The organism is Sinorhizobium fredii NGR234, from assembly GCF_000018545.1.
GTDB classification, from domain to species: Bacteria; Pseudomonadota; Alphaproteobacteria; order Rhizobiales; family Rhizobiaceae; genus Sinorhizobium; species Sinorhizobium fredii_A.
The window spans coordinates 471,220-489,404 of sequence record NC_000914.2; the positions used below are offsets into that span (position 1 = coordinate 471,220).

The 18,185-nt window shown below is 58.9% G+C and carries 16 protein-coding genes and 1 pseudogene; 14 read left to right on the forward strand and 3 right to left on the reverse strand.

Features of this window, described 5'->3' with window-relative positions; genetic code table 11:
- Positions 1-28: 28 nt before the first annotated feature.
- The 13 genes from NGR_RS31850 to NGR_RS31910 all read left to right on the forward strand — a co-directional run bounded on the left by NGR_RS31850 (position 29) and on the right by NGR_RS31910 (position 11,362).
- The gene (locus tag NGR_RS31850; RefSeq protein ID WP_240545249.1) at positions 29-1,027 is read left to right on the forward strand and encodes an ABC transporter ATP-binding protein; all 999 of its coding nucleotides are present in this window, start codon (positions 29-31) and stop codon (positions 1,025-1,027) included.
- Positions 1,024-2,733, forward strand: a complete 1,710-nt coding sequence (locus NGR_RS31855) for an ABC transporter permease (protein ID WP_010875381.1) — start codon at positions 1,024-1,026, stop codon at positions 2,731-2,733. Before NGR_RS31850 ends, NGR_RS31855 begins: the two co-directional genes overlap by 4 nt.
- A 12-nt stretch (positions 2,734-2,745) precedes the next feature.
- Positions 2,746-3,669: a sugar phosphate isomerase/epimerase family protein gene (locus NGR_RS31860; protein ID WP_165447177.1), complete on the forward strand. Its 924-nt coding sequence runs from the start codon at positions 2,746-2,748 to the stop codon at positions 3,667-3,669.
- Positions 3,666-4,493 (forward strand): inositol monophosphatase family protein, encoded by an 828-nt coding sequence (locus tag NGR_RS31865; protein ID WP_010875383.1) that lies wholly within the window; start codon positions 3,666-3,668, stop codon positions 4,491-4,493. The genes NGR_RS31860 and NGR_RS31865 overlap by 4 nt, the downstream gene beginning before the upstream one ends.
- Positions 4,483-5,766: a helix-turn-helix transcriptional regulator gene (locus NGR_RS31870; RefSeq protein WP_010875384.1), complete on the forward strand. Its 1,284-nt coding sequence runs from the start codon at positions 4,483-4,485 to the stop codon at positions 5,764-5,766. The genes NGR_RS31865 and NGR_RS31870 overlap by 11 nt, the downstream gene beginning before the upstream one ends.
- 738 nt (positions 5,767-6,504) lie before the next feature.
- On the forward strand, positions 6,505-7,530 hold the full coding sequence (locus tag NGR_RS31875) for a porin (protein ID WP_164924773.1): 1,026 nt from the start codon (positions 6,505-6,507) through the stop codon (positions 7,528-7,530).
- A 269-nt stretch (positions 7,531-7,799) separates the two neighbouring features.
- Positions 7,800-8,099 carry a hypothetical protein gene (locus tag NGR_RS33610; protein ID WP_282096856.1) on the forward strand — a complete coding sequence of 100 codons (300 nt, stop codon included), beginning with the start codon at positions 7,800-7,802 and terminating at the stop codon, positions 8,097-8,099.
- A complete protein-coding gene (locus NGR_RS31885; RefSeq protein ID WP_010875386.1) occupies positions 8,096-8,404 on the forward strand; it encodes a hypothetical protein in 309 nt (102 codons plus the stop codon). The genes NGR_RS33610 and NGR_RS31885 overlap by 4 nt, the downstream gene beginning before the upstream one ends.
- Positions 8,405-8,545: 141 nt before the next feature.
- Entirely contained in the window at positions 8,546-8,704 is a 159-nt protein-coding gene (locus tag NGR_RS31890; RefSeq protein ID WP_240545250.1) for an HNH endonuclease, read from the forward strand.
- 602 nt (positions 8,705-9,306) lie between these two features.
- The gene (locus NGR_RS33505; RefSeq protein ID WP_240545251.1) at positions 9,307-9,540 is read left to right on the forward strand and encodes a hypothetical protein; all 234 of its coding nucleotides are present in this window, start codon (positions 9,307-9,309) and stop codon (positions 9,538-9,540) included.
- On the forward strand, positions 9,530-10,075 hold the full coding sequence (locus NGR_RS31900; protein ID WP_010875388.1) for a hypothetical protein: 546 nt from the start codon (positions 9,530-9,532) through the stop codon (positions 10,073-10,075). Before NGR_RS33505 ends, NGR_RS31900 begins: the two co-directional genes overlap by 11 nt.
- 149 nt (positions 10,076-10,224) lie before the next feature.
- Complete coding sequence (locus NGR_RS31905) at positions 10,225-10,683, forward strand: hypothetical protein (protein ID WP_240545252.1); 459 nt, start codon at positions 10,225-10,227, stop codon at positions 10,681-10,683.
- 16 nt (positions 10,684-10,699) lie between these two features.
- Complete coding sequence (locus NGR_RS31910) at positions 10,700-11,362, forward strand: hypothetical protein (RefSeq protein WP_010875390.1); 663 nt, start codon at positions 10,700-10,702, stop codon at positions 11,360-11,362.
- A gap of 15 nt (positions 11,363-11,377) precedes the next feature.
- Here NGR_RS31910 and NGR_RS31915 read toward each other — a convergent pair.
- The 3 genes and pseudogenes from NGR_RS31915 to NGR_RS31925 form a co-directional block, all read right to left on the reverse strand.
- Positions 11,378-11,994, reverse strand: a pseudogene (locus NGR_RS31915) (LLM class flavin-dependent oxidoreductase); the annotation flags it as partial.
- 194 nt (positions 11,995-12,188) lie between these two features.
- On the reverse strand, positions 12,189-12,428 hold the full coding sequence (locus NGR_RS31920) for a hypothetical protein (protein ID WP_164924758.1): 240 nt from the start codon (positions 12,426-12,428) through the stop codon (positions 12,189-12,191).
- 835 nt (positions 12,429-13,263) lie between these two features.
- On the reverse strand, positions 13,264-15,258 hold the full coding sequence (locus NGR_RS31925) for a DNA/RNA non-specific endonuclease (protein ID WP_010875391.1): 1,995 nt from the start codon (positions 15,256-15,258) through the stop codon (positions 13,264-13,266).
- Positions 15,259-15,535: 277 nt separating this feature from the next.
- Here NGR_RS31925 and NGR_RS31930 point away from each other — a divergent pair, with 277 nt between their 5' ends.
- Positions 15,536-18,073: a methyl-accepting chemotaxis protein gene (locus tag NGR_RS31930; protein WP_010875392.1), complete on the forward strand. Its 2,538-nt coding sequence runs from the start codon at positions 15,536-15,538 to the stop codon at positions 18,071-18,073.
- Positions 18,074-18,185 lie beyond the last annotated feature (112 nt).

An 18,185-nucleotide genomic window follows, 5' to 3' on the forward strand; every position in this document is an offset into this window, starting at 1 on the left:
GCTCTGCATGGATCGGAGGTCTAGAGCCATGGCTGACAGCGTTCTGTCCCTCAACAAACTCGACGTCGGCTTCCCTGGCATGACCGTTGTCCGTGACCTGAACCTCGACGTGGCCGACGGGGCGTTCGTGTCGCTCCTCGGCCCGTCGGGGAGCGGAAAATCCAGCGTGTTGCGCACCATTGCCGGGTTGCTCCCGGCTTTGGGCGGAAGGGTGCTCCTAGAGGGGCAAGACATTACCGCCCTTCCGCCCGAGCGCCGCAACGTCGGCATCGTCTTTCAGAACTACGCGCTGTTTCCGACGATGTCGGCGTTCGAGAACATCGCCTTTGCGCTGCGCGTGGCGAAGAAGTCCAAGGCGGAGGTGGAAAGGCGCGTCGGCGAGGTTGCCGAGATGGCCGGTATTTCCGATCAGCTCGACAAGAAGCCAGCGAACATGTCGGGCGGCCAGCAACAGCGCGTCGCCATTGCTCGCGCGCTCGTCACGGGATCACGCGTGCTGCTCTTCGACGAGCCGTTGTCAAATCTTGATGCGAAGGTGCGCGCCGCGATGCGCAAGGAAATCAAGCGCCTTCAGTCGGAGCTCGGCTTTACCGCCATCTTCGTCACGCACGACCAGGAGGACGCGCTGACCATGTCCGACCTCATCGTGGTGCTCAATCACGGCAAGATCGAGCAGATCGGCGATGGTCGTACCCTCTACCGCAAGCCGGCGACTCCGTTCATATGCGAGTTCATCGGCGTCTCCAACGAACTTGCTCCGCCACTCGCGGCGCGCCTGCTGGGATACGATGTCAAAGGCCGCAGCTTCCTGCGCCATGAAGACGTCCTGCTTGGGGCGGTCGCCGGCGTTCCGGCGCGAGTGAACCACGTCGAATTCCTCGGAGCCCATAGCCGCGTCGATCTCGAGGTCGAGGGTCATGCGCTTTCGGCAATGCTGATCGGCGACCAGCTTCCTGAACCCGGCAGTACCGTCTCGCTCGGAATTCGCCCCGGCGCCGCGCATGTGTTCCAGGAGGTGACCGGATGAGCCGATCCACCCGCCTGGACCGTGTTTTTTACTGGCTCGGCTTGATCGTGATTGCCTGGGCCGTGCTGACCTTCCTTCTCGTTCCGATGCTTGCTGCCTTGCAGGCCGCGTTGTTCAGGCTCGGCAGTTTGGCCATGTTTGATGCGGTATCGGAACTCGCACGCTCTCGCCGCGTCCGCGCAGCGCTTTGGAACACGGTTTGGATGACGGCGGCGACCACCCTCACCGTCACGATCGTCGGTATGTTCCAGGTGGCGGTGCTCGAGTATTTTCGCGTGCCGGGGCGTGGCTTTCTGAAAATCGCCTTCTCCACGCCGCTCGTCTTCGGCGGCGTCGTTGCGGCTGCCGGCTACAACTTCACCTATGGTCCGAGCGGTGCCATCACTGCTGCTTTGGCCGCGCTCTTCCCGTCGCTGCCGCGCGATTGGTTCATCGGCTGGTTTGGGGTTCTCTTCGCCCACACTTTTCTGATGACCAGCTTTCACTTCCTGTTTCTGCGCGCCGCCATGCGCCGCGTCGACTATTCGACGATCGAGGCGGCCCGTAGCATGGGAGCCTCGGAAATGACGATTCTGCGGTGCGTCGTCCTGCCGGTCATCCTGCCAACCGTGCTCGCGGTTACGCTGCTCACGCTGATTACGGCGATGGGTTCCTTTGCCGCGCCCCAGGTGCTCGGCGGCCGGGACTTCCACATGCTGAGCCAGATGGTCCTGACGCTGAACAGCTTGCGCCGGCCAGACATGGCGGCGCTGCTGGCGCTGTTGATGGGGCTTGTGCTCATGGGGCTGATCCTGCTGTCGCAGTATTTCGAGGCCAAGGGCGCCTATACGGCCGGCGCTAAGGCGACAACACGCATCCAGTTGCGGGCGATACGCAATCCGCTTGCCCGTATCGTGGTGACCGCGCTGGCCTATTTGCTGGCAGCGATCTACCTGATGCCGGTCGCGCTCATTGTGCTGTTCTCCTTCGCCCCGGCTTCGAGCATCGGCATCGACGTCCTGCCTTCCAGCTTCACGCTGGCAAACTACGCTCGGGTGCTGGGCGGCGGCGCGGCCTTTGTCCCCTTCTTCAATTCGATGTTGATGAGCTCGATCGCGGTTGCCGTCGGCCTCGCCATCACTTTGTTTGCCGTGCCGATCATGGTGCGCAAGCGCAACTGGCTGACGCGAGGCCTGGATATCTGCTTTGTCCTGCCTTGGATCATCCCCACCATGCTGCTTGCCGTAGGGCTGATCGTTGCTTTCGATGCGCCCAATCCGCTCGTCGGCAATCTCGTTCTGCTCGGCAGCTATTGGCTTTTGCCGATCGGCTACGTCATCTTCAGCCTGCCGCTCATGGTCCGCTTCATGCGCTCGGCCTTCATCGGGATCGATCCGGCCTTCGACGAAGCGGCCCGGGCAATGGGCGCCTCGGGGCCGTATCGGCTCCGCCGTGTTGTCCTGCCGCTCGTGGCGCCGACCGCAATCCTGGTCGCCGGCATGAAGTTCAACAATCTGCTGGCGGAATACCCGCTCTCGGCCTTCCTTTACAACGTCAACAACAAGCCTCTGCCGATCGCCATCGTCGATGGCGCAGTTTCGGCCGATCCCGACCAGGCCGCCGTCAGTCTCGTCTACGTGACCCTGATCATGGCCTTCTCGCTGGCCGTCATCCTCATCGCCGAGCGCCTGAGCCTCGGCCGCACCCCGGAATCGAGCAACCTCTGAATGGACACTGAAATGGATACTTGCATCACCGTCTGGCATTGGCCCACCCATGAACGCTGGTACGACGAGGGCATCCGCCACTCCCTCGACCTGATCCGTGAAGCCGGATTTACGCATATCAACTGGAACCCCGATTCCGGCAGCTCCTATATGCTTGCCGACGCCGAAATCGAGTTCACCCGCCGCATCGTTGCGGAGGCGGGCCTGCAAACACACTCCGTTCATGCCAGCAACGGCGTCAACCCGGTGAGCGAGCTCGCCCATGCCGGACCTGTCCCATTCGCGCAGGAGACACGCAAGAACTTCCTCTCTCACCACGATTGGCAGCGTCAAAGCGGGGTGGAGCTTCTAAAAAACCGTATCGATCTCGCTGCGGCCCTCGGCGCTCCGAATGTCGTGCTCCACGTCGACATCACCGACGACACGTTCCGCAGCGTTGAAAACGAGAACCTGTTGTTCGAGCCCCTGTTCCGATCCTTCGACGACGTCGAGGCCCATTGCATCGAACGCAACGTGCAGATCGCGGTCGAAACCCTGGTCAAGGCAAATGCGGAAAATTACCTCAAGCTCTATGCCCGCCTCTTTAGCCGCTACAGTTCCGACTTCGTTGGCGTCTGCTACGACAGCGGCCATTGGGAACTGATCGAGCCCGGCAAGCTGTCGGTGCTGGAGCGCCATGGCGATCGGCTGATCGCCACGCATATTCATGACAACTTCGGCGCAAAGGACGACCATCTGCTGCCATTCGACGGCAGGCTTGACTGGGATGCGATCACAAAAGCCATTGCGGCAACAAATTACAGGACGCCCTTGAACTTCGAGACGCCGATGGACCGCTACGTGCTGTCGGAGTCGTCCTACTATCAGCGGGCACACGCTATCGCTCTGCGGCTTGAAGAGATGGTTGCGTCGGCGCGGGATCGGGCGGCAAATTGACAAGCGACCTCGACACTCGGCTCGATTTGCTTCGGAACATCACCAGCAAGGTTGGAGCCTTCGCGCTGGCCCGGTTTGGCAATCTTTCCCACATCGTCATCGAGACCAAGGGTGAGGCCGACTACGTCAGCGCAGCCGATCGTGACGCCGAAAGTCTTGCCCGCAGGCTGATCCACGCCCAGTTCCCCGCCGACGCGATCGTCGGCGAGGAACAGCTTGGCGATGCCGAAGTTGACCATTGGTTGATCGATCCGATCGATGGGACCGCGAATTTCCTGTCGGGCATACCGCTCTGGGCGGTCTCTATCGCTTTTGTCCGCAACAAGGAGCCGGTCCTCGGCGCTGTTGCGCTACCGGCACTCGATACTCTGTTGTGGGCTTCTGTGGATGGCCCATTGCATGGGACAGGCTCGGTTTCGCCGCTTGTCGGGGCGCAGCCGATCGCCTTTGGCATAGGCCGCAACCGAACATGGCCCCTCGCCCATCGCCTCGAAGTCGAGGCCGCGTTTGAGGCGCGCGGTTATCATATCGTCTGCCTTGGAAGCTGTGCCGCAGCACTTGCGATGGTCGCGGCGGGTCGGCTTGCCGGCTATGTCGAGCACGGCACCCATCTTTGGGATTGTGCGGCCGGACATGTCTTGTGTCGCGCAGCCGGTGCGCCTTCGTCCATTCTCTTCGAGGCAGATGGGAAAGTCGCCATCATTGCCGCTCCGCAGCATCTCAGAGTAACGGCCAAAGCCGACGCGCGATCCCTATCCGAAAAACACATCTTCGATCCGGGTTCAGATCGAATATCGCACAGGATGGAGAGCAGTGCAGATTGACGCGCGTCATGGCTCTGCTGATAAAACGAGCCACCAAGTGATGCCCTTGCCGTTCGGCAAGCTGGTCCTGTGCCTGCTCGTCGCTGGGACGATTGCTGCTTTGATAGCCGTTCTGCTCTACCCGCCTCTCAACCCATTGGCGCTGTTTTCGATGCTCGACTGGAACCTGATCGCGGCGGCGGAACCATTGGTTCGTCAATGCGGTTCGCTGCCTCTCCTAGACAAGTTTCCGAGCCTCGGCTGGAACACCGTGCTTTTTTGCGCAACCCTTCCCAGCACAGACGAGCCACTGCGGACAGACAGTTTCGTCGCCCATACGCGCGACACGATCCTCGCCAATCTTGGATCTGTCGAGCCGAACTGGAGGTGGAAGGTCTCCTCAGAGACCCCGGAGGCTTGCTCGCTCGCCTACCACCGGCAACGAGTTCTGTCAGCCTGGCTGGCAAGCGCGGAGCATTCGGTCTGTCTGCAAGCGCTTGCCAGGCGCGATACGCGGCTCATCAGCTTCTATTTCGTGCTGTCCGGACATATCGAAATCACCGACCGGCGGACACGCAAAACACTAAGCATCTCGCCTAATCATGTCGCGAGCGCCCGCGAACGTGCCGGCAACCGAATGACGATCCAATCTGAAAGTTCGTGGTTGGCCTTCCATATTCCCGAGTCGGCTCTCAGGCGAAGCTTCGAGGACCTGACCGGTAGACCCTATGTGCACGAGTTCGTATTGCCGGCTACCTGCTTTTCTCAAGATGACGTTCAAGGTCTGTATCAGACGCTCCGGCAGGCGGAAAGGGATCTCAACTCGGCAGCATCGAAAGCCATGCCTTTGTTGGCAAAGGCGTACAAGCAGCTGGCCCTCGTAAAGTTGTTCTCGACGATGCCGCACAATCTCGCTGAGGCATTCTGTCAGGGAACCAGCGGTGCGGCACCAAGACAGCTCCTTAAAGCTGAGGCGTTCATGCGCGAGAACCTGACCAACCCTGTTACGATCGAGGACCTCGCCGCCGCTGCCCGGTGCACGCCGCGGGCGCTCCAGAGGATGTTCCGCACCTATCGAGGAGGCTCGCCCATGAGCGTCCTCTGCAACTATAGGCTCGCCGCCGCCCATGGCGCCATCAAGGCCGGCCGGGCGGGCAGCATTACCGAGCTGGCCTTGAATCTTCAGTTTTCCAATCCGGGCCGGTTCTCGGTTCTCTATAAGAGCGCCTACGGTCTCAGCCCCTCGTCCGCCCTTCGTTTCACCCGTAACGAGGGCTCCGTCGAGCAGGCCTAGTCCAAGGGCGACAGACCCAAGCAGCGCTTGGCCCCGGGGAGCGCTCTGCCACTAAAAACGGACAGCGTCCCGACATTCCTGGACCGCACTCGACGGTTTGCCCTAGCGCATCGGCCCGAAAATCGGAACCGATTTTCGGAAAGCACAATGGGTAGATTCGAAGACTTACAGCGCCTTTGTGCGTCCTGAAGGACGCACGGCGCTGTAGGCGGGCGATCCTTCCCCATTATCCTGCGAGGCAAAGTCCGACGGCCATGAAAGCCGTGTCGCCACCGGTATAGAGCGCCTGGGAAAACGCCCATAGCGTCGAGATGAAATGCGCCGCCAGGCTGGAGGCTCTGGCGGCGCTAGTCGGGAAGAGCCCTCTTCTCATCGGGCGATATATATCTATCATCAGTTTCTTATATGTCAAGTTGTTTCAAGTTTTATTACGCGCCAATTCGGCGCCATCATACAAACTATTTGTATGATTAGTAACATTGCCCAGTCTTTTGCGCTGTACAAAATGCGACAATATTTACGTGTTGCGTTAACAACGAATGTCTACCACTTTCATTTCGTCGCCTTACGGAATTCATATACCTTTAGAATATGAATATATTCGTTGGTAAAGGTAGCGCGCTGCCCGTCAATATTGACGGCCCGTTTCGCCGCAGCGCGAGCGAGGGTGCCGTTGAAGTTCAGGACCGACCTGCCCCGGCCCTTGCCCAACCCAAAAGAGAGATCGACCGCATGAGAATGAATTTTAGCACTGTGCTTCTCGGCTCCAGCGTTGCCCTTGCAGCAGTCTCTGGTGCACAAGCGGCTGACGCGATCGTCGCTGCGGAGCCGGAACCGATGGACTACGTTCGCGTCTGCGACGCTTTCGGCATCGGCTATTTCTATATCCCCGGCACAGAAACGTGCCTGAAGATCAATGGTTACGCTCGTTTCCAGGTCTCGTTTGGCCCGGATGAGGTCAACAAACGCCAAGGCTGGGGGGCCCAGGGCACGTCCGACTGGGACGCCTTCTCGCGCGCATACATCGCCTTCAGCGCAAAGAGCGACACCGAACTTGGAACGCTCACTGGCTTCTTCGCCAGCGAGTTCAACGCTGACAACGACAGCGACGTCGGTGACAGCCTGATCAACCTCGACGAGGCCTATATCCAGCTCGGCGGTTTCAAGGCGGGTTTCTTCTACAGCTGGTGGGATAAAGGCCTGAACGGCGAAACTGACTCGCTGGCGAACATCACCGAGTTCAACTCGATTGCCTACCTCTATGAGGGCGGCGCGTTCCAGGCAGGCGTTGCCATCAATGAGCTCGAAGGGGCGACCACGAAGGCAAACGGCATCGGCGTGCAGGGCATCGTTTCGGCCACGGTCGGCGGCGTCTCGATCGACCTTCTCGGCGGTTACGATACCGAGGTCGAGGAAGGAGCCATCCGCGCGCTGGTTTCGGCCGAACTCGGCCCGGGCGTCTTCCAGATTGCCGGCGTCTGGGCATCCGACCCGAACGTCTATTTCGCCGCTTCCGAGTGGACCGTCGCCACCTCGTATCGCTACAACGCCACCGAAAAGCTCGCGATCACCCCGGGGCTTCATTATTGGGGTGATTACGGCTTCGTCAGCGATGCGGATCAATGGCGCGGTGGTCTGGCGGTTGACTACAAGATCACCTCTGGGTTGGCGTCACGTGTTTCCGTGCAGTACACAAGTCGCGACATCGGCGCAGACACGGAGGATTTCGTCAGCGGCTTCGTCCGCCTGCAGCGCGACTTCTAATCTGAGCTGAATCGCCACCTGTGGGCGGTTCGGGCACATCGCACTGAAGCGATGTTGCCGTGGTCCGGAACTGTGGCGGCAGTTCCGGACCCATTCAACAAACGGTTTTCTCAGCCATGTTGGTTGCGGGGTAAGCTTTTGCGATTTGAACCTGCGCATTTAAGTCTTTGATTTTGCTGGGGTGCGGTTCTTGAACCGGATTGACATACCCATAACCGAAGCACGCGGTTCCGGTGCAGGTTGGTTGTCGCAACCAACGATTCCTGCGATTGGAGGAGACGCCTCTGCCGAAGCTGGCCAGTTGTACCCCCGAATACGCCGCGAAGATGCAGCACTTCCGCGTGCTGAAACAGGCGCCGTTTCTGGCGGACACTTCGCGTCGCGGTCGATCGACTGGTCACAGATCGCCGCCGATCCAGGCACAGATTTTGGATCTTCTGTGGGAATTGCAGGCGCGGATGGGCATCTCTTATCTGTTCATTTCCCATGACCTTGGCGTGGTCGACCACATCAGCGATCATGTGGGCAGCAAACAAGCCATAGTGATCTGGAAATCAGCCGCAGAATGATGCTGTATTCTGCTCAAATATCAACATATTACGACTTCAAGAAGCGTGTATTTCAGCTGTACTACTACACCGGCGATACCGCGATGACGTCGGAAAGTGCAGCTGTTGAAAGCGCTGTTGTAATCATTTCAAAGGCGTCAATCATTAATAAGTTTCTGGCAATCGATGCCGGGGATCACGATGCCGAAAGTATGCTGGCCTCCGGGGATTTTAATTTCGCTGTCTCGCGGTCAGTTCGAATGAGCTGTGACTGGTGCTATTGGTTACGCTTTCTCAGCGACTTTCCCCCATTCTTCGCCCAATGAAGAAAGCCGCCAAACAGCCCCCGGCAGATAACTGGAAGCAAACGCGCCGCGTTGTCCTGCGTGATGACTTTAGATGCGTGTCGTGCTCGACTAAGGTGACGTCCGCCGAAGGCCGATGTGCATCATCTATTGCCTCGGTCTATGGGCGGGACCGATGAACCCTCAAATCTTGTCACTCTTTGCGACGGCTGCCACGCAGCCCATCATCCGAACCTGGCAGGAGGCCTTGCGCGGCGGGTAATCGAACGCTGGGCAATGCGCCTTGCTCGGTGGCTGGACAAAGGGGCGCGGAGACCTTGAGCCAACAATGAACTTTGGTCCCCATTCTCCGGCTCTTCGGTGCATCCCACTTTCGTGACGGTCAGCTTCATTGAGAAGGAGTTCTAAGGTTTGTGCCATTCCGTGCACATCACCTACCGCGATCAAATTCTTCGGGTTCATCATCGCCGTTCGTAGGAGACAGGCTTCAGCCTAGCGGTAGGGCTGAGGTTTTTGGGGCTATGTAGGTGATTTCCCCCGAACTTTCAAAACGAAACTCTGTCCCCGATTTCGAGGTTGCAAAAACGCCATCGTCGAATGGGCCGAGGATACTGGCTTCACAGTGACAGGTCTCGATCTGCAAATTGACGAAGGTGGCAAGATTGCTGGGGACATCATTTCAAATGCCTGGGCTTCATTCCTGTTATAAACTGCCCACACCGAACCGAGCTTCTTGCTTGCAGAGATTTTGATCAGGCTGGGTGTGAATGCATCCGGGATCAAAAACAATGCGATATCCTCATCCGTGCCGCGCGACCATGTTCGAGGCGGTCTTCCGCCGCAGGCTCGATGCATTGGGCATGACGATATCGGGCTCTCTGGCAACATCGGAGCTTCGGAACACATTCCGCCAGGAAACGATCATGCGCCACTGGGCCGTTTCGAAAGAGTTCAGCGGTATGTCGCCGGAAGAGCGCGACGAACGCCTGCTGACCATTGCACACCTAGAGCCTATTGCAGCTCATGTCCTAGCGTCAGATGATTGCATTTTCGACGTTTCAAGGATTGGTGCCGATCTGATGGAACTGGACTTGCGGGAAAACGGAGGCTCAGGACATCAAGCTTCCAGCGAAACAGGCTTTCATCATGTTCGGTGAACAGCCAGGCCTGCAGGTCGATAACCAATCGGGCTTGTTCATCGAAGGCGCATATGTTTCCAGGTCCGATGAGGGCGACGGCGGCATCGATATCATACTGGTCGGCAGCGATCCCACGTTCGCCGGAAACGACGACCAGACGACGGGCGAATTTCTCCGTGGCGTTTCTCGCTATGCATATTTCACCGTTCCAGGGCACACGCCGATAAAGAATGGTCCGTTCCGTTTGGCAAACGATCGCGACGGAAGCTTGTTTGCGGACCGTACTGTTATTGTTGCGGCAATGACGCTCGCGTTGCAAAGCGTTCAATATCTACGCCATCCGCTCGCTGACGTGACCATGGGATACGACCCAAGCGCCCCTAAGAATCTGGTCGCGAAGGCCCAGAAGAGGGGTTTTGACGCCCAACTCGAACTGGATTGGAAGGGTTACCCGTCACTGACGATCTTAGGAGCTGATCCAGCGGCTCGTAAGTCTTCTCCTGTGGCAGCGCGTGAAAACGACGAGGAAATCGTCTTTGGCTTCGGACGTTAGTATCCAAGCATCGGACCCACATAAGGCCGGGTTCGAAACCTCAAACAAAGTGCACCCGCTATGAGATAATCTTTCAACAGCTAGTTGAAAATTATCCGACGTCATGTTGTGTTAACGCAGCTTCTATGTGCGGCTTGGGGATCGTGCCAATGGTGAAGCCCGCCTTATTCGGAATGCTCATCCTGGTGATAGGAACCTCAACGGTTCAAGCGGAAGAATGTTGGTCACTTCTCAACACACCTGACTGGTCAAAAATCAAGGCGGCTATCGAGCAGATCAAGGTTTGCGAGGCTCTGCCTGAGGGTCCAAACCGTACACGGCGATTTGAGGCAACTCAGATCGATATTTGCTCAGCACCTGAAGGGTTTCGAGTTAGATCAAAGGTGGAGGTCACCTGCGCGACAAGCGACGCAGCATTTATTCGGTTTTCAGTGAAGGGTGCTGTCACACCAGACGTCACTGTCGATGTTGGAGCGTGTCGCATTACCTCTTTGGACCTCGACGTTTCAGGTGACGTAGGCGAATACCTGTCAGGGCTTGGGCTCCTGCAACCGGTGCTGCGCGGTTGGGCCCAGGAACAACTGAACCGCATCTGCGGCAAGGCTTAACGTGTCAGGGGCCGGAATGACGCAGGAAACGCTCAGAAAGCTATGGATAACGCTGGCGATCCTCACGCTAGTCGTGATGATCAACATCCATGGATCGACGCAAAAATCTGATTTCGCGTTGATTATCAAACTGCCGATTGAGCTTAAGTTTGACGGCGAATTGACACGCGAAGCCTATGCTGTTCATGGAATGCGCTTCTTCGCGCTCTTCTTCTGGCTGGTTCCTTTTCTCGCGGTATATCACGCCAAGAGGTCATCCGGTTCTGCATCGGAGGCCTTTCCGTTTAGGCTCCTTGATATCGAGCCCAGAAGCCGTCCGGGAAAATGGGTCCAAGGCATCGCGTTCGTTGTCTTAATCTGCTTGCCCCTTCTCACTGCAATCCACTTGTGGCGCATCGTTGTCGGAATGCAGGTCTGCCAACACGTATCCAACGCGCTCGTGAACTGCGCAGATATCTGGTCAAGACCGGTCAATGCCGGTCCCTGGGACGACACATATCGGCTTGCAAATTGGGGCCCTACCTATGATCCCCTGGTTGAGCCGGTTCTCGCTGTCATCCTTACCGCAGTGTCCGTCTATTTGACCCTCAGACTTGTCATCGAGATGCGCCGTGCCGGATCACGCCCAGTCGCGACAGGGAATACCCCGGCGGAACCAATTACCACATCAGTGACCTGACACCCTTTCCTACACGAAATATTTTCCCTTGTGACCGACCTCGTGAATCTTGGTCGGGTCGGCGAAGATCCCGCGCTCCTTGTCGCGAACGACCGCCCCCTCTTCCCAACTTCCTTCGAAGAGCTTGTAGAGCACTTCGAGATATCCGATGCCACATCGTAGCGGTTGTCATGGGAACGCAATCCGCCCTGCCCGACGTTCTTCGCACCGCTTTCAAGATAGGACGTGACGATATTCCAGCCGATACGCCCCTTGGTGTGGTGATCGGCCGTCGAAAGCCGGCGCGCGAAGGTGTAGGGATGCTCGAAGCTGGTCGACGCCGTGACGCCGATGCCGAGATGGTTCGTCGCAAGCGCAATCGGGTTGACGAGCTGAAGCGGATCGTTGACCGGTATCTGCACGCCCTGCAGCAGGGCATTGTCGAGATTGCCCTTGTAGACGTCGTAATAGCCGATCACGTCCGCGATAAAGATGGAATCGAAGAAGCCCGTCTCGAGCACCTTTGCCAGATCCGTCCGATACTCCAGGTCCTTGTACTGCCACGACCTGTCGCGCGGATGGCGCCAGAGCCCCGGCGACTGATGGCCGACGCAGTTCATTTCAAAAGCGTTGAAGCGTATCGTTTTGGTCATCGGATGGTCTCGCTTGCATTCACGGGATAGACATTAGGAAGCCACAGGAGTATAATACAGAAAATATAGTTTTTATGGATTATTTGGGGGAATATATTTATGCGATTGACTCCATGCGGCGAGCCGACAGACCCCCTTGCCGGTCTGTCCCGCCGCCTTGAGTACCGGACTTGTCAGCGGAAAATGCGTTGAGTTCAACGGGCCTGACTGACCACGAAATCCCAGTCGGCCGCATCGATGAGAGCGTCGCGGATATCTTCCAAAGACAGGCCGCTCTTGGGAAAACACCGTGCCGGCATCCCTGTGCCCCTCGAGGAAATTGTCCTCGAAATGCCCTCATCAACGTAGCGAAAGACGACGACATAGCCCTGGAAGGCGGCGCTGCGGATGTGCGTGCGCAGTTCGATCCGTGCCCGACCGAGCGTTTGCGACAAGCGTCCGGTGCTTCTTGCCGAGCTCCTTAATGAGACGGCAGCCGATGATCAGGCTGCCGCTTTCGCGGGTGATGTATCCGCCTCAAGAGCGGCAAACCCGTCAAGAATGGATCGTTGACCGTATTGGATTGCGGATTTTGATCTTTGCGCGAGTCCTCCGCTGCAAACCTCGGCCGCTCCGCGGGCCTTAAGGTTCAAAAAACTCGGCTTCCGAATAAGCGGCGCTCGAAGAGTCAACGAACAAATAGTTTAAGGGTCTAAGGGGATCCGCTGGCTCGACGATTATTCGTTCAAATGACGGTTCGCCCGTTCGCAACGCCACCGTTCAGTGCACACCCAGTTGCCGTGAGCAGGTTTGTATAGATCTTTCCAGCAGAGCGTCATGCCGGATACCTGTGCGTCTCATCCAGAATATTGAATGTGTACCGCCCGTCCGGATCGACGTCGACGTCGACGTCGACGTCGACGGAATAGCTCATAGCTTGCTCGATGGTGCGCGGCAAGACGGCGACGGCCTCCGGTCGGGCAAGCGGCTTGATGGCAAGCGATCGTCCCCCTTCACCTCATAGCCCCGCGGCAAGGCTGGCAATCGCAGCATGCTTGCTTCCGTTTATGACTGTTCTATGACACGCAACCGTAGACGTGAACGGGGGCAATCAGACGAGAAACCGAATGTCCCTCCCGAACGTGCCAGATTTGCAAAGGCCGCGTGATGTCCAGGGCGACAGATCCTCAACGGCGATCAACGGGCCGGCGGTGCAACTGGCGACGTTTGGCTTCACGATGCGCCCGCAAACCTTGGATGCAGCCCGCGGCAAAGAGCCGCTTTGCATGATCAGCGCCGGGGATGCTGTATGTCCGCCACGGTGCGCAATGCTCGCCCGGTTGACGGTCCGGAATAGGCGTCGGCGCTCAAGATCTCGTCTGCAAAGACAATACCGGTGTCTTCGATAATCTTTGCCACCGGGACCTGGAAATTTTGACCAGGTTTTGTGCTGTTCGGCCCGACCGGGAGTCGTTCGAACGGAATGTCGAGGGCATAGTCCTGCTGACTGACCATGTAGCCGCTGGTATAGAGCCTGTCGTTCTTGTCGGTTACCGCAATGACCTTCCAGAAAAACTGCGGGATCAGAATTCCCCTGTGCTCTTCATCGTCCGCGCGAAACAGCGGCCCGGAGAAGACCGAAGCCTGAACATTCTCGTCGTCGGTGTTGTAGAGCAGGAAATTTTCCAGACCCTGCCAGAGATCGGCGCCCTGATTGAAGCCCCAATATTGCGGCGAGCAATTGGTCCACTGGAACGTGTCGTCATTGGCCTGCTTGGCAACGCGGATCTCGCCCCAAACCGGATCGAGGCGGCGCACGAGGTGACCGCGATCGAAATAGTTCTTCGATGGCACAGGCTCGTCGCCATAGAGTTCGTCGCCGTTTTGCAGTTCCTCGGGGATGCGCGGGTCGTAAAACCACACGTCATTTCCCCGTTCCAGGTTCGTCCAGCGGGCACCGTCGATGTTCACGGCGGTGTAGAAGGCCATCTTGCGCTTGGGATTGGCATTCAGGACCACGGAGAAATGCTGGTAGCGCAGGACGTCGTCGGCTGCACCGGTGACCTTGGCCGGCGAACCATGCCGCAATGCATTGACCCCGAGTGTGGGCAGCGGGATTTCGACGGGCAGGAAATCCGATCGATATCCTTCGCGTCCGTCGAAATAATTGGCCGGGTGCGTATGCCGCGTCGGCCGGCGTCGTGCCTCGGCGGCAACAAGCCTGAGGGCCGGTGCGGCGACGAGCGGCGGGCCGACGATGCTCTCGCCTGGCGTCGTGCCGGCAAAGGCTTTCACCCCGGTCGCATCGGCAACAAGGTCATCGACCAGGGTGGAACGGGCAAAGCCTGGCGCCGCAATTCTCTCTTGAACGTCGGCGATGAGCTTGGAAATGCGAACGCCTTCATTCGCGAGCCAGTGAACTTTGTCGACGGGCAGATTGATGGCGATGCGAGCGGGCGCCGTTGTCTTGTCGGTCAGCACCCAGTGTTCCTTGCCATCGATCATCCTTCGGTCTGGAACGCCTGCGTGATGCAGGCAAACGACCTGCCAGGCATCCGTGAAGACGGCTGCGCCAGACGAACCATTTGCCGTATCGGAAGAGTACCAGAGGAAATTGTCGCGCTCCGGGTCCGCCTCGTCCCCATATTTGACGAACTTGTTTTCTCTGAGCGAGATGCGCTTCGTCTTGGCATCGGGATGTTGAATGATGGTCGCATACTGGCCGACCTCCGTCTTTCCGGTGCGCGCGTCGAGACGCAAGAAACCGAAGTCGGAGATTGGCGTCGCGCCATCCTCGCTGTTTTCCTCGATCGCAACGACCGTGTAATCGAGCGCATCCCTCGGGCTCGTTACAAAACCATCTTGCGGGGAAAGCCGAAAGCGTGTCGTGCGTTTCAGCCGCCCTTCGGCGTCGAGTTCGTAGCCGAATTCGACCGTAGCCTTGAGAGCGTCTTCAGCGGAGTCGATGACGTGATTGTTGGTCAACAAGAGCCGCGGCCCGATCAAGAACCCTGTCCCCCAGTCGCTACTGTCGCCAACGGGTGCCGGAACATTGATCCTGCACACCGCCCTTGATGCCATCAAACCACGCTCGAGATAGTTGATTTCGACGAGATCGATTTCGCCGATCAGGGACTCAAAGACGTCGAAATCCACCCCGGCCCCAGCGCGCGCCCGATGGACGACCTGCTCAATCAACCGTATGGGATCAACTTCGGGCACAGCCTCGCGGCCTGCGGCGATCTGATCGGCCAGTTGTTCGTCCGCAAATTTGGAGATTTCCATTGGTAGCCCCTCTTCAACTGTGGCGAAAAACTACAGCACGGAAACAACAGCGACGTGACGAACCGACTGGTGTTCCAACAATAGCGGAAAGGATTGCTCGCGGTTTGCAGTATCCCCCAGTCGATTGAAAAGTAATACAAATTAGCTTGTGTGAATGTTTTGTGACATTTGCATGTGATCGCCGCTTCATTATCGATTTGTTATCCCTCGCCGCCTATCGATGCCGTGATGCTGCGCTGCACGCGGCTGCCACCTCAACAAAATTTCGGGACATCTCATGGGCTGGGTCGATCGCCTCCTCTCGCGTTTCAAAATCCGAACGAAGGTGATGCTGCTGGTGTTGCCCTTCATCCTGAGCATCAGCGCGGTCGGGGTGACTGGCATGCTCGCATCCGGGCTTCTGCAAAGCCGCATGGCGATATCCAACGACGTCGCGGCATCGCTGCGCGGCTTCAAGGATGTCTATGCGGCAATGATCGGCTTTCTCGACCAGACGACCGAAGAAAACCGGGCGCTCGTCTTCAGCAAGCTCGACGAGCAGCGCGCCGCGCTCGACGCTGCCGGCGCACGCCTGACGCCGAAGGCCGAAGGCTGGGCGGAGCTCGAAAGCGCATCCGCGGCGCTTTCTGCGATCAACGGCCGAATGGACGACCTTTGGGCTCTGCATGCCGATGAAGCCCGCCTCGAAGCCGGCATCAAGGAGGCCTTGGGGGTCATCTCGACATCGCAGGCGGATCTCTTGACCGCCGCCACCGCGTTCGACAAGTCGATCTCCACGCAGGAAGACGACGCCAAGGAGAAACTGCGTGACGCGCAAAGGATCCTCTCTGCGACAAGCTTTGTCGTTGCGCTCAGAGATGCATTTGCCGCGCGCAAGGACGATGGCGAGGGCTATCGGGCGATCGCCGCAGCCATGGGCGACCTGAAGATTCACCAGAAGCTGCTACCGATCGCGTTGCCGAAGAAATCCAAGCCGCTGGGCAAGGCCTTTTCGGCCAACGTCAGGGCCTTGAGTGCGCTGGTGGATGACAAGGCGCGCCCGCCGGAAAACATAGAGAAAATCCTGGATGTCTTCGCTGAGCTCAAAGCGCTTAAGGAGCCGTTGGAGGCGGCGGCGACCGCGAAGATGCAGCATGTGTCGACGACTTTCGAGGAGCTCGATGCCTCGGTTGCCAAGGCCGGGCTCGTAATGCAGGACACGCGGCATCTCACCGATGCCATCTACCTGACGCGCATCGCACTTGCCGAATTCATGCTCGACCGTTCCGCAGAAAAGCAGTCGACATTGGCAATGCACCTCGCGCAATGCCGCAACGCGCTCTTTGCGCTGAGCTCCACGGCGGGCGATCTCGGCTTCGCCGGGGAGCAGTCGACCAAGCTCGCAACCTCCTTCGACCGGATTGAACAGTCCGCCGTCGAACTTGTCGGCGCCACCGGCAAGCGCACACAGCAATTCCAGGCCGCTGCCGACGAGATCGACCATATCGGCGAGCAGATATCGCTGTTCGCCGACCTGCAACGGAGCGCCGCCGGGCGCCAGAGCCAGGATGCCAATAGGCTGTCCATCGGCGCCATGGTTCTGGGCGTGATCATCGCTCTCGTTTCCGGCGCGGCGCTGGTGCTCACGCTGAAGGGGCCGATCGGGGAGATCACCCAGACGATGCGCAATCTGGCCGGTGGCCTGCTCGACACGGCTGTCGCTAACCGGAACCGCGCCGACGAGATCGGCGAGATGGCGCGTGCCCTCGACGTCTTCAAGACCAATGCGAAGGCGAGGATCGCGCTCGAACAGCGGTCCGAGCAGGAGCGCGTCGCCGCCCATGCCGAGCGTGAGCGAAACGAGGCGGAAAAGTTGCGCCGCGACCAGGAAATCGCCTTCGCAGTCGACGCACTGGCAGATGGGCTCGACGCCATGGCAAAGGGCCGGCTGACCTCAACGATCGAGACACCCTTCGCCCCGGCGCTTGACAAACTGCGCACCGATTTCAACGCCGCCGTCGCGGGCCTCAGGCAAACCCTCCTCGACATCCGCACGACGTCGTCCGTCATCCAGGGAAGCGGCCGTCAGATGGCCGAGGGCGCCAAGGCGCTCTCCGGTCGCACCGAGCAGCAGGCCGCGTCGCTCGAAGAAACAGCCGCAAGCGTTGATGAGATCGTCGCCACCATCCGCAGGGCAGGCGACCAGGCGGCCAATGCCGACAATACGGTCTCCAAGGCCAAGCAAGACGCCGATCGCTCCACCGTGGTCGTGGGCAATGCGACTGCGGCCATGGGGCGGATTGAGGCCGCCTCCAGCCATATCGGCCACATCATCGAGGTCATCGACGACATCGCATTCCAGATCAATCTGCTGGCGCTCAACGCGGGCATCGAGGCGGCGCGCGCCGGCGAGGCCGGCAAAGGTTTTGCCGTGGTCGCGCAGGAGGTGCGGGAACTCGCGCAGCGGTCCGCCGGGGCTGCTCGGGAGATTGCCGCGTTAATCGGAAACTCCACGGCCGAAGTCGCCAAGGGCGCCGGCCTCGTCTCCGAAACCGGTGCTGCGTTGCTGGATATCTCCAAGCACATCCTCGAGATCTCGACCCAGATCGAAGCAATCGCGCTGTCGAGCCGGGAGCAGGCTTCGTCGATCGCCGAGGTGAACGTTGCAATCACGCGGCTTGATCAGCTGACGCAAAGCAACGCGGCCATGGCCGAGGAGACGCAAGCCGCGAGCTGGACGCTGTCGGGCGAGGCGGACTACCTGATGCAACTCGTCGACCGGTTCGATCTTGGTGAGAACAGCGGCAGCGCATCGGAAACAATGAAGGCTGCCTGAAGAAACCCCGTCAAAATATTTAACAGCAAGCACCATTGCCATTTGGATTGCGGCGCGGGGATCAGGGGCGGTGAAAACGACCCCTCTTCCCGCCGGTCGATCGAGTGTCGCA

What these genes read in the sequence shown, in the direction of transcription:
- NGR_RS31900 (WP_010875388.1), top strand. Translation starts at nt 9,530, where the DNA reads ATGTTCGGTGAACAGCCAGGCCTGCAGGTCGATAACCAATCGGGCTTG.
- NGR_RS31925 (WP_010875391.1), bottom strand. Translation starts at nt 15,258, where the DNA reads ATGGAAATCTCCAAATTTGCGGACGAACAACTGGCCGATCAGATCGCC.
- NGR_RS31930 (WP_010875392.1), top strand. Translation starts at nt 15,536, where the DNA reads ATGGGCTGGGTCGATCGCCTCCTCTCGCGTTTCAAAATCCGAACGAAG.
- NGR_RS31885 (WP_010875386.1), top strand. Translation starts at nt 8,096, where the DNA reads ATGATGCTGTATTCTGCTCAAATATCAACATATTACGACTTCAAGAAG.
- NGR_RS31855 (WP_010875381.1), top strand. Translation starts at nt 1,024, where the DNA reads ATGAGCCGATCCACCCGCCTGGACCGTGTTTTTTACTGGCTCGGCTTG.
- NGR_RS31905 (WP_240545252.1), top strand. Translation starts at nt 10,225, where the DNA reads ATGGTGAAGCCCGCCTTATTCGGAATGCTCATCCTGGTGATAGGAACC.
- NGR_RS33505 (WP_240545251.1), top strand. Translation starts at nt 9,307, where the DNA reads ATGCGCCACTGGGCCGTTTCGAAAGAGTTCAGCGGTATGTCGCCGGAA.
- NGR_RS31850 (WP_240545249.1), top strand. Translation starts at nt 29, where the DNA reads ATGGCTGACAGCGTTCTGTCCCTCAACAAACTCGACGTCGGCTTCCCT.
- NGR_RS31875 (WP_164924773.1), top strand. Translation starts at nt 6,505, where the DNA reads ATGAATTTTAGCACTGTGCTTCTCGGCTCCAGCGTTGCCCTTGCAGCA.
- NGR_RS31890 (WP_240545250.1), top strand. Translation starts at nt 8,546, where the DNA reads ATGGGCGGGACCGATGAACCCTCAAATCTTGTCACTCTTTGCGACGGC.
- NGR_RS31860 (WP_165447177.1), top strand. Translation starts at nt 2,746, where the DNA reads ATGGATACTTGCATCACCGTCTGGCATTGGCCCACCCATGAACGCTGG.
- NGR_RS31910 (WP_010875390.1), top strand. Translation starts at nt 10,700, where the DNA reads ATGACGCAGGAAACGCTCAGAAAGCTATGGATAACGCTGGCGATCCTC.